The organism is Hyunsoonleella sp. J2K-J805, from assembly GCF_057167125.1.
Window position 1 is genome coordinate 2526736 of the sequence record NZ_CM169901.1, and the last position, 17804, is coordinate 2544539.

General features: G+C 35.9%; 16 protein-coding genes and 1 tRNA gene. 8 read left to right on the forward strand and 9 right to left on the reverse strand.

Going from position 1 to position 17804, the window contains the following annotated elements; all coding sequences use genetic code 11:
• From AC1B0Z_RS11270 to folB, 4 genes are all read right to left on the reverse strand, one after another.
• Entirely contained in the window at nucleotides 1-477 is a 477-nt protein-coding gene (locus AC1B0Z_RS11270) for a DUF4760 domain-containing protein (protein WP_483792112.1), read from the reverse strand.
• A 170-nt stretch (nucleotides 478-647) separates the two neighbouring features.
• Complete coding sequence (locus AC1B0Z_RS11275) at nucleotides 648-1271, reverse strand: suppressor of fused domain protein (RefSeq protein WP_483792113.1); 624 nt, start codon at nucleotides 1269-1271, stop codon at nucleotides 648-650.
• Between the two features lie 413 nt (nucleotides 1272-1684).
• A tRNA-Cys gene (locus tag AC1B0Z_RS11280) sits at nucleotides 1685-1756 on the reverse strand.
• Nucleotides 1757-1873: 117 nt separating this feature from the next.
• Nucleotides 1874-2236 (reverse strand): dihydroneopterin aldolase, encoded by a 363-nt coding sequence (gene folB, locus AC1B0Z_RS11285; RefSeq protein WP_483792114.1) that lies wholly within the window; start codon nucleotides 2234-2236, stop codon nucleotides 1874-1876.
• Between the two features lie 86 nt (nucleotides 2237-2322).
• Here folB and AC1B0Z_RS11290 point away from each other — a divergent pair, with 86 nt between their 5' ends.
• The 4 genes from AC1B0Z_RS11290 (at nucleotide 2323) to AC1B0Z_RS11305 (ending at nucleotide 6660) form a co-directional block, all read left to right on the forward strand.
• Nucleotides 2323-4311: a glutamine--tRNA ligase/YqeY domain fusion protein gene (locus AC1B0Z_RS11290; RefSeq protein ID WP_483792116.1), complete on the forward strand. Its 1989-nt coding sequence runs from the start codon at nucleotides 2323-2325 to the stop codon at nucleotides 4309-4311.
• A gap of 86 nt (nucleotides 4312-4397) precedes the next feature.
• A complete protein-coding gene (locus AC1B0Z_RS11295) occupies nucleotides 4398-4880 on the forward strand; it encodes a DUF1761 domain-containing protein (protein ID WP_483792117.1) in 483 nt (160 codons plus the stop codon).
• Nucleotides 4881-4943: 63 nt separating this feature from the next.
• The gene (locus tag AC1B0Z_RS11300; RefSeq protein WP_483792118.1) at nucleotides 4944-6095 is read left to right on the forward strand and encodes a GNAT family N-acetyltransferase; all 1152 of its coding nucleotides are present in this window, start codon (nucleotides 4944-4946) and stop codon (nucleotides 6093-6095) included.
• A 67-nt stretch (nucleotides 6096-6162) separates the two neighbouring features.
• The gene (locus AC1B0Z_RS11305; RefSeq protein ID WP_483792119.1) at nucleotides 6163-6660 is read left to right on the forward strand and encodes a hypothetical protein; all 498 of its coding nucleotides are present in this window, start codon (nucleotides 6163-6165) and stop codon (nucleotides 6658-6660) included.
• A 94-nt stretch (nucleotides 6661-6754) separates the two neighbouring features.
• On the opposite strand, the gene AC1B0Z_RS11310 is transcribed toward AC1B0Z_RS11305, so the two are convergent.
• Nucleotides 6755-7684: an SPFH domain-containing protein gene (locus AC1B0Z_RS11310; protein WP_483792121.1), complete on the reverse strand. Its 930-nt coding sequence runs from the start codon at nucleotides 7682-7684 to the stop codon at nucleotides 6755-6757.
• Between the two features lie 74 nt (nucleotides 7685-7758).
• Between AC1B0Z_RS11310 and AC1B0Z_RS11315 the strand changes: the two genes are divergently transcribed.
• Complete coding sequence (locus AC1B0Z_RS11315) at nucleotides 7759-8442, forward strand: hypothetical protein (RefSeq protein WP_483792122.1); 684 nt, start codon at nucleotides 7759-7761, stop codon at nucleotides 8440-8442.
• Nucleotide 8443: 1 nt separating this feature from the next.
• Here the strand turns inward: AC1B0Z_RS11315 and AC1B0Z_RS11320 are convergent, their stop codons facing one another.
• The 4 genes from AC1B0Z_RS11320 to gltX all read right to left on the reverse strand — a co-directional run bounded on the left by AC1B0Z_RS11320 (nucleotide 8444) and on the right by gltX (nucleotide 11554).
• Nucleotides 8444-9418 carry an SGNH/GDSL hydrolase family protein gene (locus AC1B0Z_RS11320; protein ID WP_483792124.1) on the reverse strand — a complete coding sequence of 325 codons (975 nt, stop codon included), beginning with the start codon at nucleotides 9416-9418 and terminating at the stop codon, nucleotides 8444-8446.
• An 11-nt stretch (nucleotides 9419-9429) separates the two neighbouring features.
• Nucleotides 9430-9765, reverse strand: a complete 336-nt coding sequence (locus tag AC1B0Z_RS11325; RefSeq protein ID WP_483792125.1) for a hypothetical protein — start codon at nucleotides 9763-9765, stop codon at nucleotides 9430-9432.
• A gap of 72 nt (nucleotides 9766-9837) precedes the next feature.
• A complete protein-coding gene (locus AC1B0Z_RS11330; protein WP_483792126.1) occupies nucleotides 9838-9966 on the reverse strand; it encodes a hypothetical protein in 129 nt (42 codons plus the stop codon).
• A gap of 16 nt (nucleotides 9967-9982) precedes the next feature.
• Entirely contained in the window at nucleotides 9983-11554 is a 1572-nt protein-coding gene (gene gltX, locus AC1B0Z_RS11335) for a glutamate--tRNA ligase (protein WP_483792128.1), read from the reverse strand.
• 341 nt (nucleotides 11555-11895) lie between these two features.
• Here gltX and AC1B0Z_RS11340 point away from each other — a divergent pair, with 341 nt between their 5' ends.
• The 3 genes from AC1B0Z_RS11340 to mnmG all read left to right on the forward strand — a co-directional run bounded on the left by AC1B0Z_RS11340 (nucleotide 11896) and on the right by mnmG (nucleotide 17765).
• Entirely contained in the window at nucleotides 11896-15342 is a 3447-nt protein-coding gene (locus AC1B0Z_RS11340; RefSeq protein WP_483792130.1) for a hypothetical protein, read from the forward strand.
• Nucleotides 15335-15745, forward strand: a complete 411-nt coding sequence (ybeY, locus tag AC1B0Z_RS11345) for an rRNA maturation RNase YbeY (protein WP_483792132.1) — start codon at nucleotides 15335-15337, stop codon at nucleotides 15743-15745. Before AC1B0Z_RS11340 ends, ybeY begins: the two co-directional genes overlap by 8 nt.
• A gap of 148 nt (nucleotides 15746-15893) precedes the next feature.
• A complete protein-coding gene (gene mnmG, locus AC1B0Z_RS11350) occupies nucleotides 15894-17765 on the forward strand; it encodes a tRNA uridine-5-carboxymethylaminomethyl(34) synthesis enzyme MnmG (protein WP_483792133.1) in 1872 nt (623 codons plus the stop codon).
• Nucleotides 17766-17804 lie beyond the last annotated feature (39 nt).

Consider the following 17804-nt stretch of genomic DNA (forward strand, 5'->3'; position numbering starts at 1 on the left):
TTATATTTTTTTTAGTTCATTATTTTTATTTCTAAAATCATCCCTTAAGTCTTCCCATCCGCTATATAAAGAATTGTCTGATTTTGAACGATAATCAGAAATCCAGCCTGACAACAACGTCCAATATTTACATACTAAAACATCAAATATTTTATAAACATATTTGTCAGACACTAAATTCATATCTCTTGCAATTGATAGTTCTTGAAAAAAGTTTGCAAACGTTCTAACTTTATTTAAATCTCCAATATTTTCAGGATTATTAAGATATTCTAATGTTGATTTTAAGTCACTTTCATTAAATAATTTATCTACAACTGTTCTGGAATCTACCATTTCTTTTGATAGAAATCTTTCCAAAAAATCAGATGACTTTGACATTTTGAAATGTTTGATAGTTAGTCTATATCCAAAAATGAGAAATATAAATTGAATGAGTATAAGAAAAACTTGTAATAATTGTAATGATAATTCCATTTATTCTTTATTTAGTTTAATGTCACTTTAATTATGCCCAACGTGTTTGTATATGGTTTGTTGCGTGGTTTAGCACGTAATTTAGCAAATAAAAACCGAATAGAAAATCCGCGAGGATTTTCGTAAGTAGGCTAGAACTAGCAATAAATTATATACGGTGTTGGCAAACGTTATTTTCTTTCAACGTCGGTTATAAGTAAAGGGTTTTTGTTCAATTCCTCACTTATAAATTCTCTTCTGTCGGTTTTCTTTTCTATTATATTTTGATATTCACTCGTTGTCAATCCGAAAATCTGCAAAAATTCCACTTTTCCATTTTCAGTTTCCATTTTCTTGAGAGTTGGGTCTAAAGTGAATATTATTCCTTTGATTTCAGTTGTTGGTTCCAATCGAATTGGTCCAGACGAAAGAGTTTGATATTCTTTGAAAGTCATTCCTTTCGAAAAGGTCACTTTCGCAATGTTCTGAAGCAAATTAATTGGCCAAGTTGGATATTTTTCCGAAAATTCAGTGTAGTTAAGCCTAAAAGTTAATTCAAATCCAAATCCGCTAATTTTTTTGTCTTCGGTTTCTTTTTCATAGATTTCCGAAAAACCATAAGTTATGTAATGATAACATTTGTTTTCTTTATCCACGTAAACACTAATTCCGTCAAGAGGCTCATTTCCACCAAGTGAGTAATAAACTTTTGGTGCATAATGTTGAGGAACTTGTTCTCCATATTCTTCTTTCAAAACATTGTCTATTGCGTCCCAACCAATAGTTTCAGTATTTTCAGAGTCTTGTCCATTCATAATGTTTATTGAAAAGATTAATAGAAATATAAATTTGAGGTTAATTTTCATCGTGTGTTTTAATGTTTGCCAACTTGTTTATATACGGAACTTTCTTCTTTATATACCCCCAAATTAGATGGCTATACGGAAGTTTTGGTTGTTTTTATCCCAAATTGTTGCTTGCATAAAAATACTAAAAGTTATAAATTTAACCACTACTTTTCTTACTAAATTCGTAGTGTTCAGGGTTTTTCGGCATCCGCTTAAGGAGTTGAATACTTAAACTACGCTCTGTACAGGCTTTATGTTTGAAATTCCCGACCCAGATAGTTATAAGGATTGGGTAACCACGCCCAAAAGCGCGGCAGGCGTCCAAAAAAAATTGAGATTACAAAAAAAGCTTCCAATATATAAAAGGAAGCTTTTAGTTGAGGCGTCGAGCGGAATCGAACCGCTGTAGCAGGTTTTGCAGACCTGTGCCTAAGCCACTCGGCCACGACGCCTTATGAAATGAAATCTATCAAAATAAAATTTGATAGACCTTTGAAATTGTCATTCCCGAGACATTGGAAATCAGTGCTGCAAATGTAAAAAAATTTGAGACTTTTACTCACAAAAAATTACTTTTTACGCTTATCTGTCATTTTTACGGTAACCACCTCTACATCGCCACCAATGGGTGGGTTTAGTTTGCCAATACTCACGGTTGCCTTTTTTACCAAAACATCTTCATTAAATATTCTATCTAAAATGCGTTTGGCAACAGTTTCCAACAATTTAGAGGGCGTGCCCATTTCCTCCCGCACTACTTTATTTAAAAACACATAGTCAACCGTATCGTTTAACTCATCGGTTTTGGCAGATTTTTGTAAATCGGCTTTCACCTCTAAATCCACACGGTAGTCACTACCAATTTTTGTCTCTTCTCTCAAACAGCCATGATAAGAGAAAACTCTTATGTTTTCAACCTTTATAATTCCCATACAACAGATTTTAAGTCGGTAAAATTACCTAATTTTGCCAATATTTTATTTAAAGGGGTTAAAAACTTCCAATTGTAACATATTTTATGTCTGAAGAAAGAAAATCACTCAATTTTATAGAGCAAATTATAGAGGAAGATTTAGCAAATGGTATGTCGCGTGACGATTTGCGTTTTAGATTTCCACCAGAGCCTAATGGCTACTTACACATTGGGCACACCAAAGCTATTGGTATTAGTTTTGGCTTGGGTGAATATTATAATGCTCCCGTAAATCTTAGGTTTGACGATACAAATCCCGCTAAAGAAGAACAGGAATATGTTGATGCTATTAAGCGCGATATCGCTTGGTTGGGTTACCAATGGGATAAGGTTTTGTTTTCTTCGGATTATTTTCAGCAGCTATACGATTGGGCCATTATGTTGATTAAGGAAGGGAAGGCCTACGTAGATTCACAATCTAGTGAAGCTATGGCAGAACAAAAAGGCACACCTACAGAGCCTGGAGTAGATAGCCCTTATAGAAACAGGTCAGTTAAAGAGAACCTAGAACTGTTTCAACGCATGAAGGATGGTGAATTTGATGAAGGTGAGCATATTTTGCGTGCTAAAATTGATATGCAACATACCAATATGCTGATGCGCGATCCTATTATGTATCGTGTAGTAAAAAAGGAACATCACAGAACAGGAGATAATTGGTGTATTTACCCAATGTATGATTGGACGCATGGCGAGAGCGATTATATTGAACAGATTTCCCATTCCTTATGTTCCTTGGAATTTAAACCTCACAGGGAGCTTTACGACTGGTTTTTGGATCAAGTAGTTGACCCAGATAAATTAAGGCCTAAACAACGTGAATTTGCACGTTTAAACCTTAGTTATACCATCATGAGTAAGCGAAAGCTGCTAAAATTAGTGGAAGACGGCATTGTAAGCGGATGGGACGACCCTAGAATGCCCACTATTTCTGGTTTAAGACGAAGAGGTTACACGCCCACAGCATTAAGAAAGTTTGTGGAAACCGTTGGTGTTGCAAAGCGTGATAATGTCATCGACGTATCACTGTTAGAATTTTGTATTCGTGAAGATTTGAACAAAACCGCACCGAGGGTTATGGCAGTTTTAAATCCTGTAAAGCTTATCATCACAAATTATCCAGAAGATAAAATAGAGTGGATGGATGCTGAAAACAATCAGGAAGATGAAAGTGCTGGTTATAGAAAAGTGCCATTTTCTAGAGAATTATATATTGAAAAAGAAGATTTTAAGGAGGAGGCAAGTAATAAGTTTTTCAGATTAAAGCTAGGAGGTGAGGTACGCCTTAAAAATGCATATATCATTAAAGCAGAAGATGTTGTTAAGGATGAAAATGGAGAGGTTAAGGAAATTCATTGTACGTATTCTGAAGACACTTCAAAGAAAGTAAAAGGCACACTGCATTGGGTATCCACATCTCACGCCATAAAAGCTGAGGTTAGAGAGTATGACCGACTGTTTAAGGATGAAGCTCCTGATAGTCACCAAGACAAGGATTTTATGGAGTTTTTAAATCCGGATTCTCTAAAAACAATCAAAGCTTTTGTTGAACCAAGTTTAAAAGAGGCCAAAATTGGGGATAGATACCAATTTCAGAGATTGGGCTATTTCAATGTGGATGATGATAGTACTTCTGAAAAACTTGTGTTCAATAAAACTGTTGGGCTAAGGGACACCTGGGCAAAAATTAAGCCGCAACAACCAAAAAATCAAAAGCCTCAAAACAATCAGCCTAAGCGAAAAGCGATCGACGTCATAAAACAATTAGGTAAAAAATACACCAATTTACCAGAGGAGAAACGTTTAAAAGTACGCGCCGAAATACTGGAGTTAGCAAAAGACGTTTCATACGATGACATTGAGCCGTTATTTAATACTGCGGCAAAAAAAGCAGGCACTAGAATTGCGGTAACTTTGGTTTTAAACGTAATGCTCAATAATGGTCTAGAGCGCAATCAATCTGTAGTAGACTTTCTTTCAAAAGCAAAGGATGATAAAAACGATTTACTGGCTGCTGAGGCTTCTTTAATCTAAAATTTTAATCTGTTTCAAAAGTTAAAAAAAACCTTCCGTTTTATTTTTTAGCTATATTTAGGTACTAACTATAACTTTTTAATATTATGGAAATTAATTTTTTAGCGATTTTAGTTGCTGCAATTTCAGCCTTAGTTGTTGGTTTTGTTTGGTACAATCCAAAAGTGTTTGGAACCGTTTGGATGAAAGCTGCTGACATGACCGAAGAAAAAATAAAAGGTGCCAATATGGGAAAAATATTCGGTATGGCTTTTGTCTTTGCTTTGCTATTGGCTATGAGTATGCTTACGATAACCATTCACCAAACTGGAGCAATGGGAATGGTTGGTGGAGACATTGAAGGGGCACTCCCTTCCTACGCTGCTTTTATGGCAGATTATGGTACCGCACACAGAACTTTTGGCCATGGGGCATTACATGGCTTTTTTGCTGGTGTATTTATAGTGCTTCCTGTACTGGGCACTAACGCTTTATTTGAGCGTAAAGGGGCAAAGTACATCCTTATAAATAGTGGGTATTGGATGGTAACCATGGCAATTATGGGAGCTATCATTTGTGGGTGGCAATAATTTTGTAAACTTTTAACATATTTAAAGACTGAAGATGTTTAATTTTCAGTCTTTCTTTTTGTATTGATACACTATCAAATTTATAGAAGCATAAAAGATGTCCCGCAAGAATGGGATGCTTTAACGGTAAACGATATTCTTTTACAATCTGCTTATTTACAAGCTTTAGAAAACGCTGCTCCTAGCAACATAATATGTTTTTATATAGGTGTTTTTAAAGGCGAAGCCCTTATCGGTGTCGCCCTTATTCAACGTGTACAACTCTACCTAAAAGATATGTTTAGAGATACAAGAGTGTCCTGCGTAAAAACCTTTCTAAAAGATACGGTTTCAAAATTGTTAAAGGGTAATATTTTGGTACTTGGTAACTTAACGCATACGGGGCAACACGGACTTTACTTCGATTCCGAGTCTATTTCAAATCATGAATTTTACAATGCAATTTTTAAAGGTGTTTCTGAAATAGAATCTATCATAAAAGCTGAAACCAATAAAACCATAAGACTAATTTTGGCAAAGGACTATTTCTTGGATCATGCGGTTTTAGATGATACATTTTTCAAAGTAAATAAATTGCATAAGGCAACGGTACAACCTAACATGATAATGAATATTAGGGAAGATTGGTGCGAGAATGGTGACTACATATCGTGCATGAACAAAAAATACCGCAGACGCTACAAACGCGCTAAAAAGAAACTAAACAGTATCGTTTGCAGAGAAATGGATTTAAAAACTATCAAAACCCATTCAAAATTACTTCACCAGCTGTATTTAAACGTTTCAAACAATGCAAAGTTTAACACTTTTATTTTACCTGAAAACCATTTTTATGATTACAAACTTCATCTAAAAGATAACTTTAAGGTTTTTGGGTATTATTTGAAAGATGAATTGGTTGGTTTTTTCACTTTAATACTGAATGATAAACAATTGGAAACCTACTTTTTAGGCTACGATTCCGAGCATCAATACCCTAATCAACTATACTTAAACATGCTCTATGATATGACAAAGTTTGGTATTGAAGCGGGTTTTGAGTCTATAGTATTTGCCAGAACCGCCATGGAAATTAAAAGTTCTGTTGGGGCGAAGGCAAAACCTATGGTCATGTATTTAAAACATACAAATGGGGTTTTAAATGGGATTTTAAAGCAAGTATTCAGGTTTATGAACCCAAAACAGGATTGGGAAGAACGACACCCTTTTGATTAAAATTAACATGGGTTGGTATTTAAGTATTCTATTTTTATTCCGACAAAGTGTACTTAATCCCATTTTTATGAAACAGTTGCGACTACTTCTTTTGATATTGCCCTTTCTGGGTTTTTCTCAAAATATGACCAATGACAAACTTCAAGAGATTTACACCAGCGTTAGTGATTCCATAAACGGACAACCAGGTGGGTGGCAATTTTTTATCAAAGAAGTGCCCTTAATTTCCATTACAGATGAAAATCATAATAGAATGCGTATCATATCGCCAATAGCAGATTCTAATAGCTTAAACGAAGAATTAATCAAAGCTGCTTTGGTTGCCAATTTCCATACAGCCTTAGATGTAAAATATGCGGTTTCAGATGGTGTGTTATGGTCGGTGTTTATTCATCCTTTAAAAGAATTGTCCGAACATCAGGTTAAGGATGCTGTAAGTCAGGTATATTATGCAAATATCAATTTTGGAACCACTTTTACCAGTACCTCTTTGACATTCCCTGGAAGTATCAATAATCAGCCAAAAGAAAATGAAAAGGAAAAAATTGAATTTGAGAAATTATAAAATTTTTAGTTGTCATTCAAAGCGAAGCGCCGAATCCATCGTATCATAACTTGCAGATTCATCGGTCGTGCCTCGCTCTCAATGACACTATAGATTACTTATCTTTTGGAAGATTTTTTTTGGCATTTTTCATAGCCTCACCAATTTGATTACTTGCTGCAAAACTAGCAACCATATCGTTTAGCATATTACTTCCTGCCTGTGGTGCATTTGGAAGTAAAATTAGGTTACTGTTGGTCTCTTCACCTAGAGATTGCAGCGTATCATAATGCTGTGTTACTACAATTAAAGCAGAAGCTTCTTGACTGTTAATTCCAACTCTATTAAGCACTTCAACAGATTCCTCTAAACCACGTGCGATTTCACGACGCTGATCTGCAATACCTTGTCCTTGTAAACGCTTACTTTCCGCTTCAGCCTTTGCTTTTTCAACTATTAAAATTCTAGCAGCATCACCTTCAAATTGCGCCGCTGTTTTTTCTCTATCGGCTGCATTAATGCGGTTCATCGCTGCTTTTACTTGAGCATCTGGGTCGATATCTGTAACTAAGGTTTTAATAATGTCATATCCATATTCAGACATGTATTCCTGCAATTCTCGTTTTACAGCAATAGCGATATCATCTTTACGAACAAACACATCATCCAACTTCATTTTTGGCACTTCTGCACGCACAACATCGAATACGAAAGAGGTAATTTGATCGTGTGGGTATTCTAATTTATAAAAAGCATCATACACCTTATCTTTTATCACAACATACTGTACAGAAACTTTTAAGCGCACAAATACATCATCTAGTGTTTTTGTTTCAATAATCACATCTAGCTGTTGGATTTTTAAACTTAACCTACCTGCAATACGGTCTACTAATGGTATTTTCATCTGCAATCCAGATTGTCTTATGCTCTGAAAGCGACCAAAACGCTCAATAATTGTGGCTGTTTGTTGTTTAACAATGAAGAATGAAGAGATTAAGATAATTAATCCCAACACGATAAATGGGATGTAAAAGAAGTTCATATCAGTGTTTTTTAATGGTTAAAAATTTCGGATTACTAATTTACGTTATATTTGAGCATTAAACCCTAAATACCATGAAAATTAATACTCACATTTTATTAGTAGCAATTACACTATGTTTTGTTACAACTCACCATGCGCAAAAAGGGAATTACCCGATTACTAACGGCTTCTCGGTTTTTGGAGGTATTACTAAGTTTGATATTACTACTGATAATTTCGTAACCTCTCAGGGAAACGGTTTTTTAGGCGGATTATCGGCTACTGTTGATATACCGTTGCGTTGGTATAATGTTAGTTTTGGCATGCAATTATCCGAAAGTAATATTGATATCCTAGGACGTCCGAGTCTAATTAGTACCGAAAATGAATTTATCAACTATAAAATGTTTGCTGCCCAAGTAGCAATGCTTATGCACATAAAAGTAATACCAAACCATTTTACTATTGATGCAGGACCAATGTTGCAATATAACGGAAAATTAGAGCTTAAAAACAGAGATCAAGAAGGGTATTATATTAATAATTACGCAAATTTAACTGCTGAGGATATTACCAATATTTCACAATTTAATTTTAATGGCGCTGTGGGTGCGTCTTTAGGCATTAGAAACTTTAAGTTGAAGGCGCAATACATTTATGGCTTTACTAATATTTTGAATAAACTTGAAAACGAAGGGCTAGACACTACTGGCGGAGATGCGCGTTTTAAAGGTAATCAAAGCATGTTGGTTTTGGGGGCAATGGTATCGTTCTAAATTATTTAAACTGTTCTTTAGTATAATGCTGTGTTTGCTTAATTGCGGAATCCAATTGCTTTACTTCTTCGATTGTAGAACTGATATCATCTGATTTTACGGTTTCTTCTTTAGTATAGCCCACATAGTTTAACCATCCCTCAGAACGTATTTTTCTGCGGTTACTAACCATTAAAAACAGAGGGTCAATCTTAAGAGGTGCGATTGCAGCTGTTGGATCATTGATTTGAATGTTAGGATACAAATCAGACAGTATTTTTTTAGCCATATAAAAATGACCGATGGCATTGGGGTGTACACCATCCGGAATAAAGGTGCTATCTGATTTTTGGGTTTTTATGGCAACAAGTTGATTATTCAAATAAGTGTTAAGGTCAATTGTTTTAATATTCTCAAGAGTTTTTAACCACTTGGAGTATTCAAATAAAACAGATCCATAATCATAATACGGGTGCTGATACGATTGCGGTTCATCTTCAAAAGCTACGCGGTCTATAATCGGGTCTGGATCAAAAGGCGTTGGTGTCATTAAAATGAGTTCCGCATTAGTTGCTTTCACTTTTTTAATTAGCTTATGTACACCGTTTTTATAATCTTCAAAACGTGAGCTATCTTTCTCCGAATAGATACCGTCATTCATGCCGTAGCAAGCTAAAACTAGGTCTGGTTTGATGAGTTGTAAGGCATCATCCAATCGCGAGTGCACACGGGGTCTCAGAACAGAGCGGTTTGCTTCAGAACCTCCCGAAACAGTTTCTCCGGATAACCCAATACTGATAATATCCAAGGATGTTTCAGGGTAGTTTTTTCTAAGATGATATTCTAAAAAATCAACGTATTTGCCATTTTCGGTAATGCTGTTGCCTAAAATTAGCACTTTTTTGTTGTGGAGGGGGAGATTGATTCGTTGTTGTTCAGTGCAAGAAGCAAACACTATCACAGTAAAGAAAAAAAGAATACTTTTTAGTATTGGCATGTGTTGCAATTTTATTCACAGTTTTCATTATAGAACTCTACAATATCATAAATATCCCACTTATTGAATTCTTTCCTCTTAATTTTTTTTACTAGAGAAGCACAATCATTGAAAATATTCATTTGCTTTTTCTTAAACTTTGAGCCAACATTTATCAGGCTATCGTTTACCGAGATGTAATAACAAGGAGCTCGTTGAGATCCAAATGAAACACCAGTAGATGAAAATCCACCAGAACTAAAAGTAATGAAACTATATAGTTTTATTTTACCCTGTATCATTTCACTCAAAAGTTTGGGTGTATCATAATTTGTACTTTTTACATATTTGTATTTGGAATTATTCACATGAACACTATTAATAGTTTCATGATTATACTTAATAGGCGTGTCCTTTCTATTGGCTTTAAAACTTACAATTTACATATCTTTTATTTGAACAAAGCCTTCTAAGGATGTTTCATCTTTAAAGTAGATTTTTCCTTTTGAATATTGAGCATTAAGTAAAGTAAATGAAGATAAAGCTAAAATTATAATCGTCCTTTTCATTTTAGGTGTTTTTAATCTATAAAATCTCCATCACTGATTCAATCCTCTTTACACTCTCCGCTTTCCCAATCATATACATAATATCAAACACATCAGGCCCTTGCAGTGCGCCAACCAATGCTAAACGCAATGGCATCATTACTTTACCAAAACCTATATCGTTTGAGGTAATCCAACCTTTTAAGTTGGTTTGAAGGTTTTCCACAGTAAAATCATCAATGGCATTTACAATAGAAGCTACTTCTTTTAAGATATCTTTTGTCCCTTCCTTAAAGGCCTTTTTTGTTGCTTTTTCATCATAAGACACTGGTGCTGTGAAGAAAAAATGACTTAAGTCCCAAAAGTCTGAGACAAAAGTGGCGCGTTCTTTTATTAAAGCAACAACCATCTCTACATAATTCACGTCGATGTCATTTCGACCATTGGGAGAAATCCCATCCTGAGATTCTTCGCTACCGCTCTGAATGACATTCAGCTTTTCATTTATTATTGGTAAAAACTTTTTTGCTAATTCATCATTAGCTTGCTCTTGCATATAATGATGATTAAACCACTTGGTTTTATCTGGATCAAAGCGCGCACCAGATTTGTTGACACGTTCTAAATCGAAAGCGTTTATCAAAGCATCTAAACTAAAAATCTCTTGCTCTGTGCCTGGGTTCCAGCCTAAAAAGGCTAAAAAATTCACCATAGCTTCAGGGAAATAACCGTCTTCTTTATAGCCACGAGACACATCTCCTGTTTTGGGATCTTTCCATTCTAACGGAAAAACAGGAAATCCTAATTTATCACCGTCACGCTTGCTTAATTTTCCTTTTCCTGTGGGTTTTAAAATCAAGGGTAAATGTGCAAACTCAGGAACTTCCCAACCAAAGGCTTGGTACAATTGGTAATGTAACGCTAAAGAGGGCAACCACTCCTCGCCCCGTATCACATGCGAGATTTCCATTAAATGGTCGTCCACAATATTTGCTAAATGATAGGTGGGCATGCCATCACTTTTAAACAATACTTTATCATCTAAAACATTGGTGTCTATTTGAATATCGCCACGGATAATATCCTTTAAATGCAGCATTTCATCCTGTGGTGATTTAAAACGTATCACATAATCTTCGCCGGCATCCAACTTCGCTTTTACCTCTTCTTCGGAAAGCGATAAGGAATTCTTTAACTTTAAACGGTTATGCCAATTGTAAATAAAGGTTTTGCCTTTTGCTTCATGATCTTTTCTATGGAAATCTAATGTTTCGGCAGTATCAAACGCATAATAGGCATTTCCTGAAGCAATCAATTCGTCGGCATATTGTTTATAGATGGCCTTACGTTCGCTTTGGCGATATGGCCCGTAGTTCCCAGGGTTTACAGGGCTTTCATCAGCAGGCATACCACACCAGTTTAAAGCGTCGATAATATACTGCTCCGCGCCTTCCACATATCTGTTTTGGTCTGTATCTTCTATGCGAAGTATAAAAGTGCCGTTGTGTTTTTTTGCAAACAAATAGTTGAATAATGCAGTACGAACACCGCCAATATGCAATGGTCCTGTTGGGCTAGGTGCAAAACGCACACGAACGTTTTTAGTCATGTTTTATCTGTTTTAAAACTATGGCAAAGATAGAGCAGTACTCTATAAAGACAAAGTGTAGCCTGCAGAAGTTTAGCAGATAGAGAAAGGATTGCGTTTTTGTAAATACACTAGCAGATAGATGCGCTAAGGATTGCAGCGGCAGCTTTTGGTCCCGCTACAGCGGGAAGCCAAAACTATTAGCGGAAAGCCTGCCTGCCGGCAGGCAGGCCTTACCCAAAGGGGAGCGCCCAAACCTTGATATTGGGAGTATTTTAACGGGAGGTTTAAATTGAAGTAGAAAATAAAATTGTAGTTTAGTAGCTTAAAAGGCTTGAAACCCTTGTATTTATGCCCAAATCATGGATAATTTTAAACATATTCAGCAAAAATTAGAGCGGTTTATAAAGCGGTACCATACCAATGAGCTGCTAAAAGGCGGCATTTTGTTCTTTGCCATTGGCTTGCTGTATTTTCTGGTGACCTTATTGATTGAGCATTTTTTATGGCTGAACACGATAGCAAGAACGGTGTTGTTTTGGTTGTTTATTGCTGTGGAATTGGCGTTACTTACTAAGTTTGTGTTTATTCCGTTGGCGAAATTGTTTAAGCTGAAAAAAGGCATTGATTATGAGAAGGCTGCAAAGATTATTGGGACACATTTTCCTGAGGTGGATGATAAATTGTTGAATGTTATTCAATTGAAGGAGAGTGCGGAGCAATCGGAACTATTGCTGGCAAGTATTGACCAGAAATCGGTTGAGTTGAACCCAATTCCGTTTAAATTGGCGGTTAATTTTAAGCAGAATTTGTCGTATTTAAAATATGCCGTAATTCCCATTATTATTTTGTTGCTAGTGTATGCTACTGGAAATTTTAATTGGTTTAGCGACAGCTACAAGCGCGTAGTTGACTATAAAACGGCTTATGAGCCACCTGCACCGTTTCAGTTTTTCGTGGTGAATGAAGATTTGAAGGCGATTGAAGGCAAGGATTTTAAGCTTTTGGTAAAAACAGCTGGAGAAGTTGCTCCTGAAAATGCCCAGATTCAATATAACGATGAGACTTATTTTTTACAGCAAACAGGTGTTGGACAGTTTGAGTATATTTTTTCACAACCACAACAACCCATCACGTTTAGTCTTTCAGCAAATGAAGTAAATTCTAAACCGTACGAACTTGAAATAGTTGAAGTGCCGTCGTTATTGAGTTTTGAGATGGTTTTGGATTATCCCAATCACACTAAAAAGCGAGATGAAACTTTAAAAAGCACAGGGAATGCAGTGGTTCCTGAGGGCACAAAGGTAACATGGCAATTGCAAACCAAATCTACAGATAATGTGTTTTTGTATGCAAAGGACACCCTTGGTTTCGCTTCAAAAAATGATAATACTTTTTCTGCCTCTAAAAATCTATATTCAGATTACAACTATACCTTAAGTACGAGCAATAAAAATTTGAAGGATTATGAGAATTTATCGTTTTCCATTGATGTGGTTAAGGATGAATTTCCTGAATTGAATGTACAAATGAAAGTGGATAGTTTGGATTTGCAAACGCTTTATTTCTACGGACAAGTTAGCGATGATTATGGACTAAGCAAATTACAATTAGTGTATTACCCTTCTGATAATGAGAAAGATAAAAAGACCGAAGCTATTGCGATTAGGTCTTCCAATGTTCAAGATTTTATTTCAGCTTTTCCTGATAATTTAGAGATTACAGCTGGTGTGCCTTACCAGTTATACTTTCAGGTGTTTGATAATGATAGGGTGAATAGGTTTAAAAGTAAAAAAAGCCCTGTTTTTAATTATCGAAAACGCACTCTGGAAGAAGAAAAAGAGAAACAGCTAAAAGAGCAGGGGGAAAGCATTAAGGACTTAAACAAATCGCTTGAGAAGTTTGAGGAGCAGGAAAAACGCTTGGATGAACTGACCAAAACCGGTAAAGAGAAAAAGAATTTAAACTTCAATGATAAAAAGAAATTAGCATCATTTTTTAAACGCCAAAAGCAGCAGGATGAAATGATGAAGAATTTCAATAAAAAACTGCAGGATAATTTAGAAGAGTTTCAAAAGGAAGAGCAAAAAGAGGATCCTTTTAAAGAAGATTTAAAGAAACGCTTGGAGGAAAACGAAGCGCAATTAAAAAAGAACGAAAAATTACTGGAGGAACTGGAAAAATTGCAGGAAAAAATCAATAATGAAGAGTTGATTAAAAAGCTAGAGGAAGTTGCGAAACAGAATAAAAATAAAAAACGAAGTTTAGAACAATTGCTAGAGCTTACCAAACGATTTTATGTAGAAAAGAAATTGGAGAAGTTAGCGAATGATTTAGAACAATTAGCAAAGGAACAAGAGCAACTCTCTGAATCGTCAAAAGAGGAAAATACTAAAGAAAAACAGGATGCTCTTAACGAAAGTTTTGAGGAGTTTAAAAAGCAAATAGAGGAACTGGAGAAGGAGAGTAAGGACTTAAAAAAGCCAATTGATATTCCACGGGATAAACTAGATGAAAAGGAAATTGAAGATGAGCAGCAAAAGGCATCAGAAGCTTTAGAGCAAAAAGAGACACAGGAAGAAGAACAAGAACCGCAAGAGCAAAATGAGCAAAACGAACCGTCTGAACAACAAAAGCAGCATATGCAAAATGCGCAGAAAAGTCAAAAGAAAGCGGCTCAAAAGATGAAACAGCTCAGTAGTAAAATGCAAAATTCTATGCAGTCGATGAGTGGCGAACAAATACAAGAGGACATTGAAATGCTGCGACAAATATTGGATAATTTAGTGCTGTTTTCGTTTGATGAAGAGGCATTAATGGATCAGTTTAAATCCATTGACGTTAATCATAACAGCTACGCCAATTATTTAAAGCGCCAAAGTTATTTAAAGGAACATTTTGAGCATATTGATGATAGCTTGTTTGCCTTATCGCTACGTCAGCCAAAACTATCTGAGCAAGTAAATAAAGAGATCTCTGAAGTGTATTTTAATATCGACAAAGCTTTGGGGCGTTTAGCAGAAAACCAATTGTATCAAGGGGTTTCGAATCAGCAATTTGCTATAACTGCTACTAACAATTTGGCAGATATGCTAAGTGACATTTTGGATAATATGCAAGAAAGTATGAGCATGTCTATGGGTCAAGGAGGGCAAGGTGATATGCAATTGCCAGACATCATTATGAGTCAGGAGCAGCTCAACCAGATGATGCAACAAGGCATGAAGAAAGGTGAAAAGGGAAAACCAAAAGAAGGCGAAGGCAAAGAGAAGGGCAAAGGAGAAAAGGAAGGTGAAAATGGAGAGCAAGGAGACAAGGGCAAGAACGGTAAGCAACAAGGCAAAGAGGGAGAAAACGGTCAGCAAACGGGAGGCGAGGGTGAAGGCTCTAATTTTGATATGGAAGGTTTACTTTACGAAATTTATCAAAAGCAACAGCAACTACGTGAGGCTTTAGATAAGCGATTAGAAAAAGAAGGTAAAGGTGGTATTGGAGAAAATCTCTCCAGACAAATGGAAGAAATAGAATTGGATTTATTGAATAAAGGGTTTACCAATCAAACGCTGCAAAAAATGATGAATTTAAAACATCAATTATTAAAGCTAGATAATGCTACGTTCCAGCAAGGTGAGGAGAACAGGAGAGAATCTGAAACCAACACGAATAATTTTGATAATGATTCAAACAGCACCATACCAACGGCAAAACAATATTTTCAAACTACAGAAATTTTAAACCGTCAAGCTTTACCTTTGCAGCAAGTTTATAAAAAGAAAGTGCAGCAATATTTTAAAAAAGCTAATGATTAATTTCAACTACGAAACGGATTTTAAACTCACCTCAGAAGAACACATATCCCATTGGGTTATTGAGACCATAAAGTTGGAAGGGTACAAGTTAGAAGAGATCAATTATGTGTTTTGCGATGATGATTATCTACACAAATTAAATGTTGAATTCCTTAATCATGATACACTAACGGATATCATTAGCTTTGATTATTCTATCGGAAAAATAATACAAGGCGATATTTTTATTTCCATAGAAAGAGTGGCTGATAACGCCAAGGATTTCGAAGTTAATTTTGAAGACGAGCTTCATAGAATAATTATTCATGGTGTGTTGCATTACTGCGGATATAAGGATAAGACAGATGAAGATGCCAAGGTAATGAGGGCAAAGGAAGACCACTACGTGAAGATGTTGTCTTAAATTAAAGATTTCAACGTATATTTGCAGACCAAATTTTATTACCAACTCACCGACACCTGCGTCGAGGGTTGAAATAAAATTGTCATTCCCATGACAACGGGAATCTAAGATGTTCCACGTGGAACACTGTTTTTGAAAAAGGAGAATTATGTTTAACGAACTTTATGATGTTATAGTAGTAGGAGCGGGGCACGCAGGAAGCGAAGCCGCGGCTGCTGCTGCAAATATGGGAAGCAAAACCTTATTGGTTACCATGAATTTGCAAAACATTGCGCAAATGTCTTGCAATCCAGCCATGGGCGGTATTGCCAAAGGGCAAATAGTTCGTGAGATTGATGCACTTGGTGGTTACAGCGGTATTGTGTCTGACACTTCGGCTATCCAGTTTAAAATGCTCAATAAATCTAAAGGACCCGCTATGTGGAGTCCTAGAGTACAGAGTGACCGTATGCGATTTGCTGAAGACTGGAGGTTGCTTTTAGAGCAAACAGAAAACTTAGATTTTTATCAGGAAATGGTGTCTGGTTTGCTGATTGAAGACAATAAGGTTGTTGGTATCAAAACTTCTTTAGGTATAGAAATTAAATCTAAAACTGTTGTACTGACCAACGGTACCTTTTTAAACGGATTGATTCACATTGGTGATAAAAATTTTGGTGGTGGGCGAGCAGGAGAAAAAGCTGCAACCGGAATTACAGAACAATTGGTGGATTTAGGTTTTGATTCCGGTAGAATGAAAACGGGAACACCCCCAAGGGTTGATGGACGTTCTCTTGATTATTCTAAAATGATTGAACAGCCAGGAGACGACAATCCTGAAAAGTTTTCTTATTTAGATATTACAAAACCACTTAAAAATCAACGTTCTTGCCATATGACTTATACAAGTCCTGAAGTGCATGATTTGCTTCGTGAAGGATTTGACAGATCGCCAATGTTTAACGGGAGAATCAAAAGCCTCGGTCCTAGATATTGTCCTTCAATTGAAGATAAAATAAACCGTTTTGCCGATAAGGACAGACATCAACTATTCATCGAACCTGAAGGTTGGAACACAGTTGAAGTTTATGTGAATGGCTTCTCTACGTCATTGCCAGAAGATGTGCAGTTTAAGGCTTTACGATCTGTTCATGGTTTTGAAAATGTGAAATTCTTTAGACCTGGCTATGCTATAGAATATGATTATTTCCCGCCAACACAGCTAAAGCATACGTTAGAAACTAAGCTTGTTGAAGGATTATATTTTGCAGGACAAATTAACGGCACAACTGGCTACGAAGAAGCAGCTTCCCAAGGGTTAATGGCTGGTATAAACGCCAGCTTAAAAGTACAGGATAAACATCCTTTTACTCTCAAAAGAGATGAAGCTTATATAGGTGTTTTGGTGGATGATTTAATCACAAAAGGCACAGAAGAACCCTATCGCATGTTTACATCCCGAGCAGAATACAGAACTTTGTTGCGCCAAGACAATGCGGATTTAAGGTTAACGCCTAAAGGTTACGAGCTTGGTTTAGCTTCTGAAAAACGTTTAGAACGTATGGAGCAAAAACACGAGGCTGCGGAAAAATTTGTGTCGTTTTTCGAAACCCAAAGTGTAAAGCCAGAAGAGATAAATCCAATTTTAGAAAAGAAAAACTCATCACCTGTAAAGCAATCAGGAAAGCTTTTTAAAATATTTGCGCGCCCTAATATAGAGATGGAAGATGTTAGAAAAGTGTCGTCTGTTGAGTCGTATATTAATAATAATAATTTGGATAGGGAAGTCATTGAACAAACCGAAATTCAGGTGAAATATGCTGGATATATTTCTAAAGAAAAAAATAACGCCGATAAGCTAAATAGATTAGAGTACGTTAAAATACCAGCTAATTTTGACTATTCACAAATAAAATCTATGAGTTTTGAGGCTCGAGAAAAGCTGAAAAAAATTCAGCCAACAACAGTCTCCCAAGCATCAAGAATTAGTGGTGTTTCACCAAATGATATTTCCGTATTGTTAGTTTATATGGGAAGATAATTTCAATAAAATCTGAAACGTTCCACGTGGAACATTTTA

Bases quoted from the DNA above. Each gene is read 5' to 3' on its own strand.
- folB (WP_483792114.1), bottom strand. From the start codon at position 2,236: ATGGGAATTATAAAGGTTGAAAACATAAGAGTTTTCTCTTATCATGGC.
- AC1B0Z_RS11315 (WP_483792122.1), top strand. From the start codon at position 7,759: ATGAAAATTAATACTCACATTTTATTAGTAGCAATTACACTATGTTTT.
- AC1B0Z_RS11340 (WP_483792130.1), top strand. From the start codon at position 11,896: ATGGATAATTTTAAACATATTCAGCAAAAATTAGAGCGGTTTATAAAG.
- AC1B0Z_RS11270 (WP_483792112.1), bottom strand. From the start codon at position 477: ATGGAATTATCATTACAATTATTACAAGTTTTTCTTATACTCATTCAA.
- mnmG (WP_483792133.1), top strand. From the start codon at position 15,894: ATGTTTAACGAACTTTATGATGTTATAGTAGTAGGAGCGGGGCACGCA.
- AC1B0Z_RS11275 (WP_483792113.1), bottom strand. From the start codon at position 1,271: ATGAATGGACAAGACTCTGAAAATACTGAAACTATTGGTTGGGACGCA.
- AC1B0Z_RS11330 (WP_483792126.1), bottom strand. From the start codon at position 9,966: ATGAAAAGGACGATTATAATTTTAGCTTTATCTTCATTTACTTTACTT.
- gltX (WP_483792128.1), bottom strand. From the start codon at position 11,554: ATGACTAAAAACGTTCGTGTGCGTTTTGCACCTAGCCCAACAGGACCA.
- AC1B0Z_RS11305 (WP_483792119.1), top strand. From the start codon at position 6,163: ATGAAACAGTTGCGACTACTTCTTTTGATATTGCCCTTTCTGGGTTTT.
- ybeY (WP_483792132.1), top strand. From the start codon at position 15,335: ATGATTAATTTCAACTACGAAACGGATTTTAAACTCACCTCAGAAGAA.
- AC1B0Z_RS11290 (WP_483792116.1), top strand. From the start codon at position 2,323: ATGTCTGAAGAAAGAAAATCACTCAATTTTATAGAGCAAATTATAGAG.
- AC1B0Z_RS11310 (WP_483792121.1), bottom strand. From the start codon at position 7,684: ATGAACTTCTTTTACATCCCATTTATCGTGTTGGGATTAATTATCTTA.
- AC1B0Z_RS11295 (WP_483792117.1), top strand. From the start codon at position 4,398: ATGGAAATTAATTTTTTAGCGATTTTAGTTGCTGCAATTTCAGCCTTA.
- AC1B0Z_RS11320 (WP_483792124.1), bottom strand. From the start codon at position 9,418: ATGCCAATACTAAAAAGTATTCTTTTTTTCTTTACTGTGATAGTGTTT.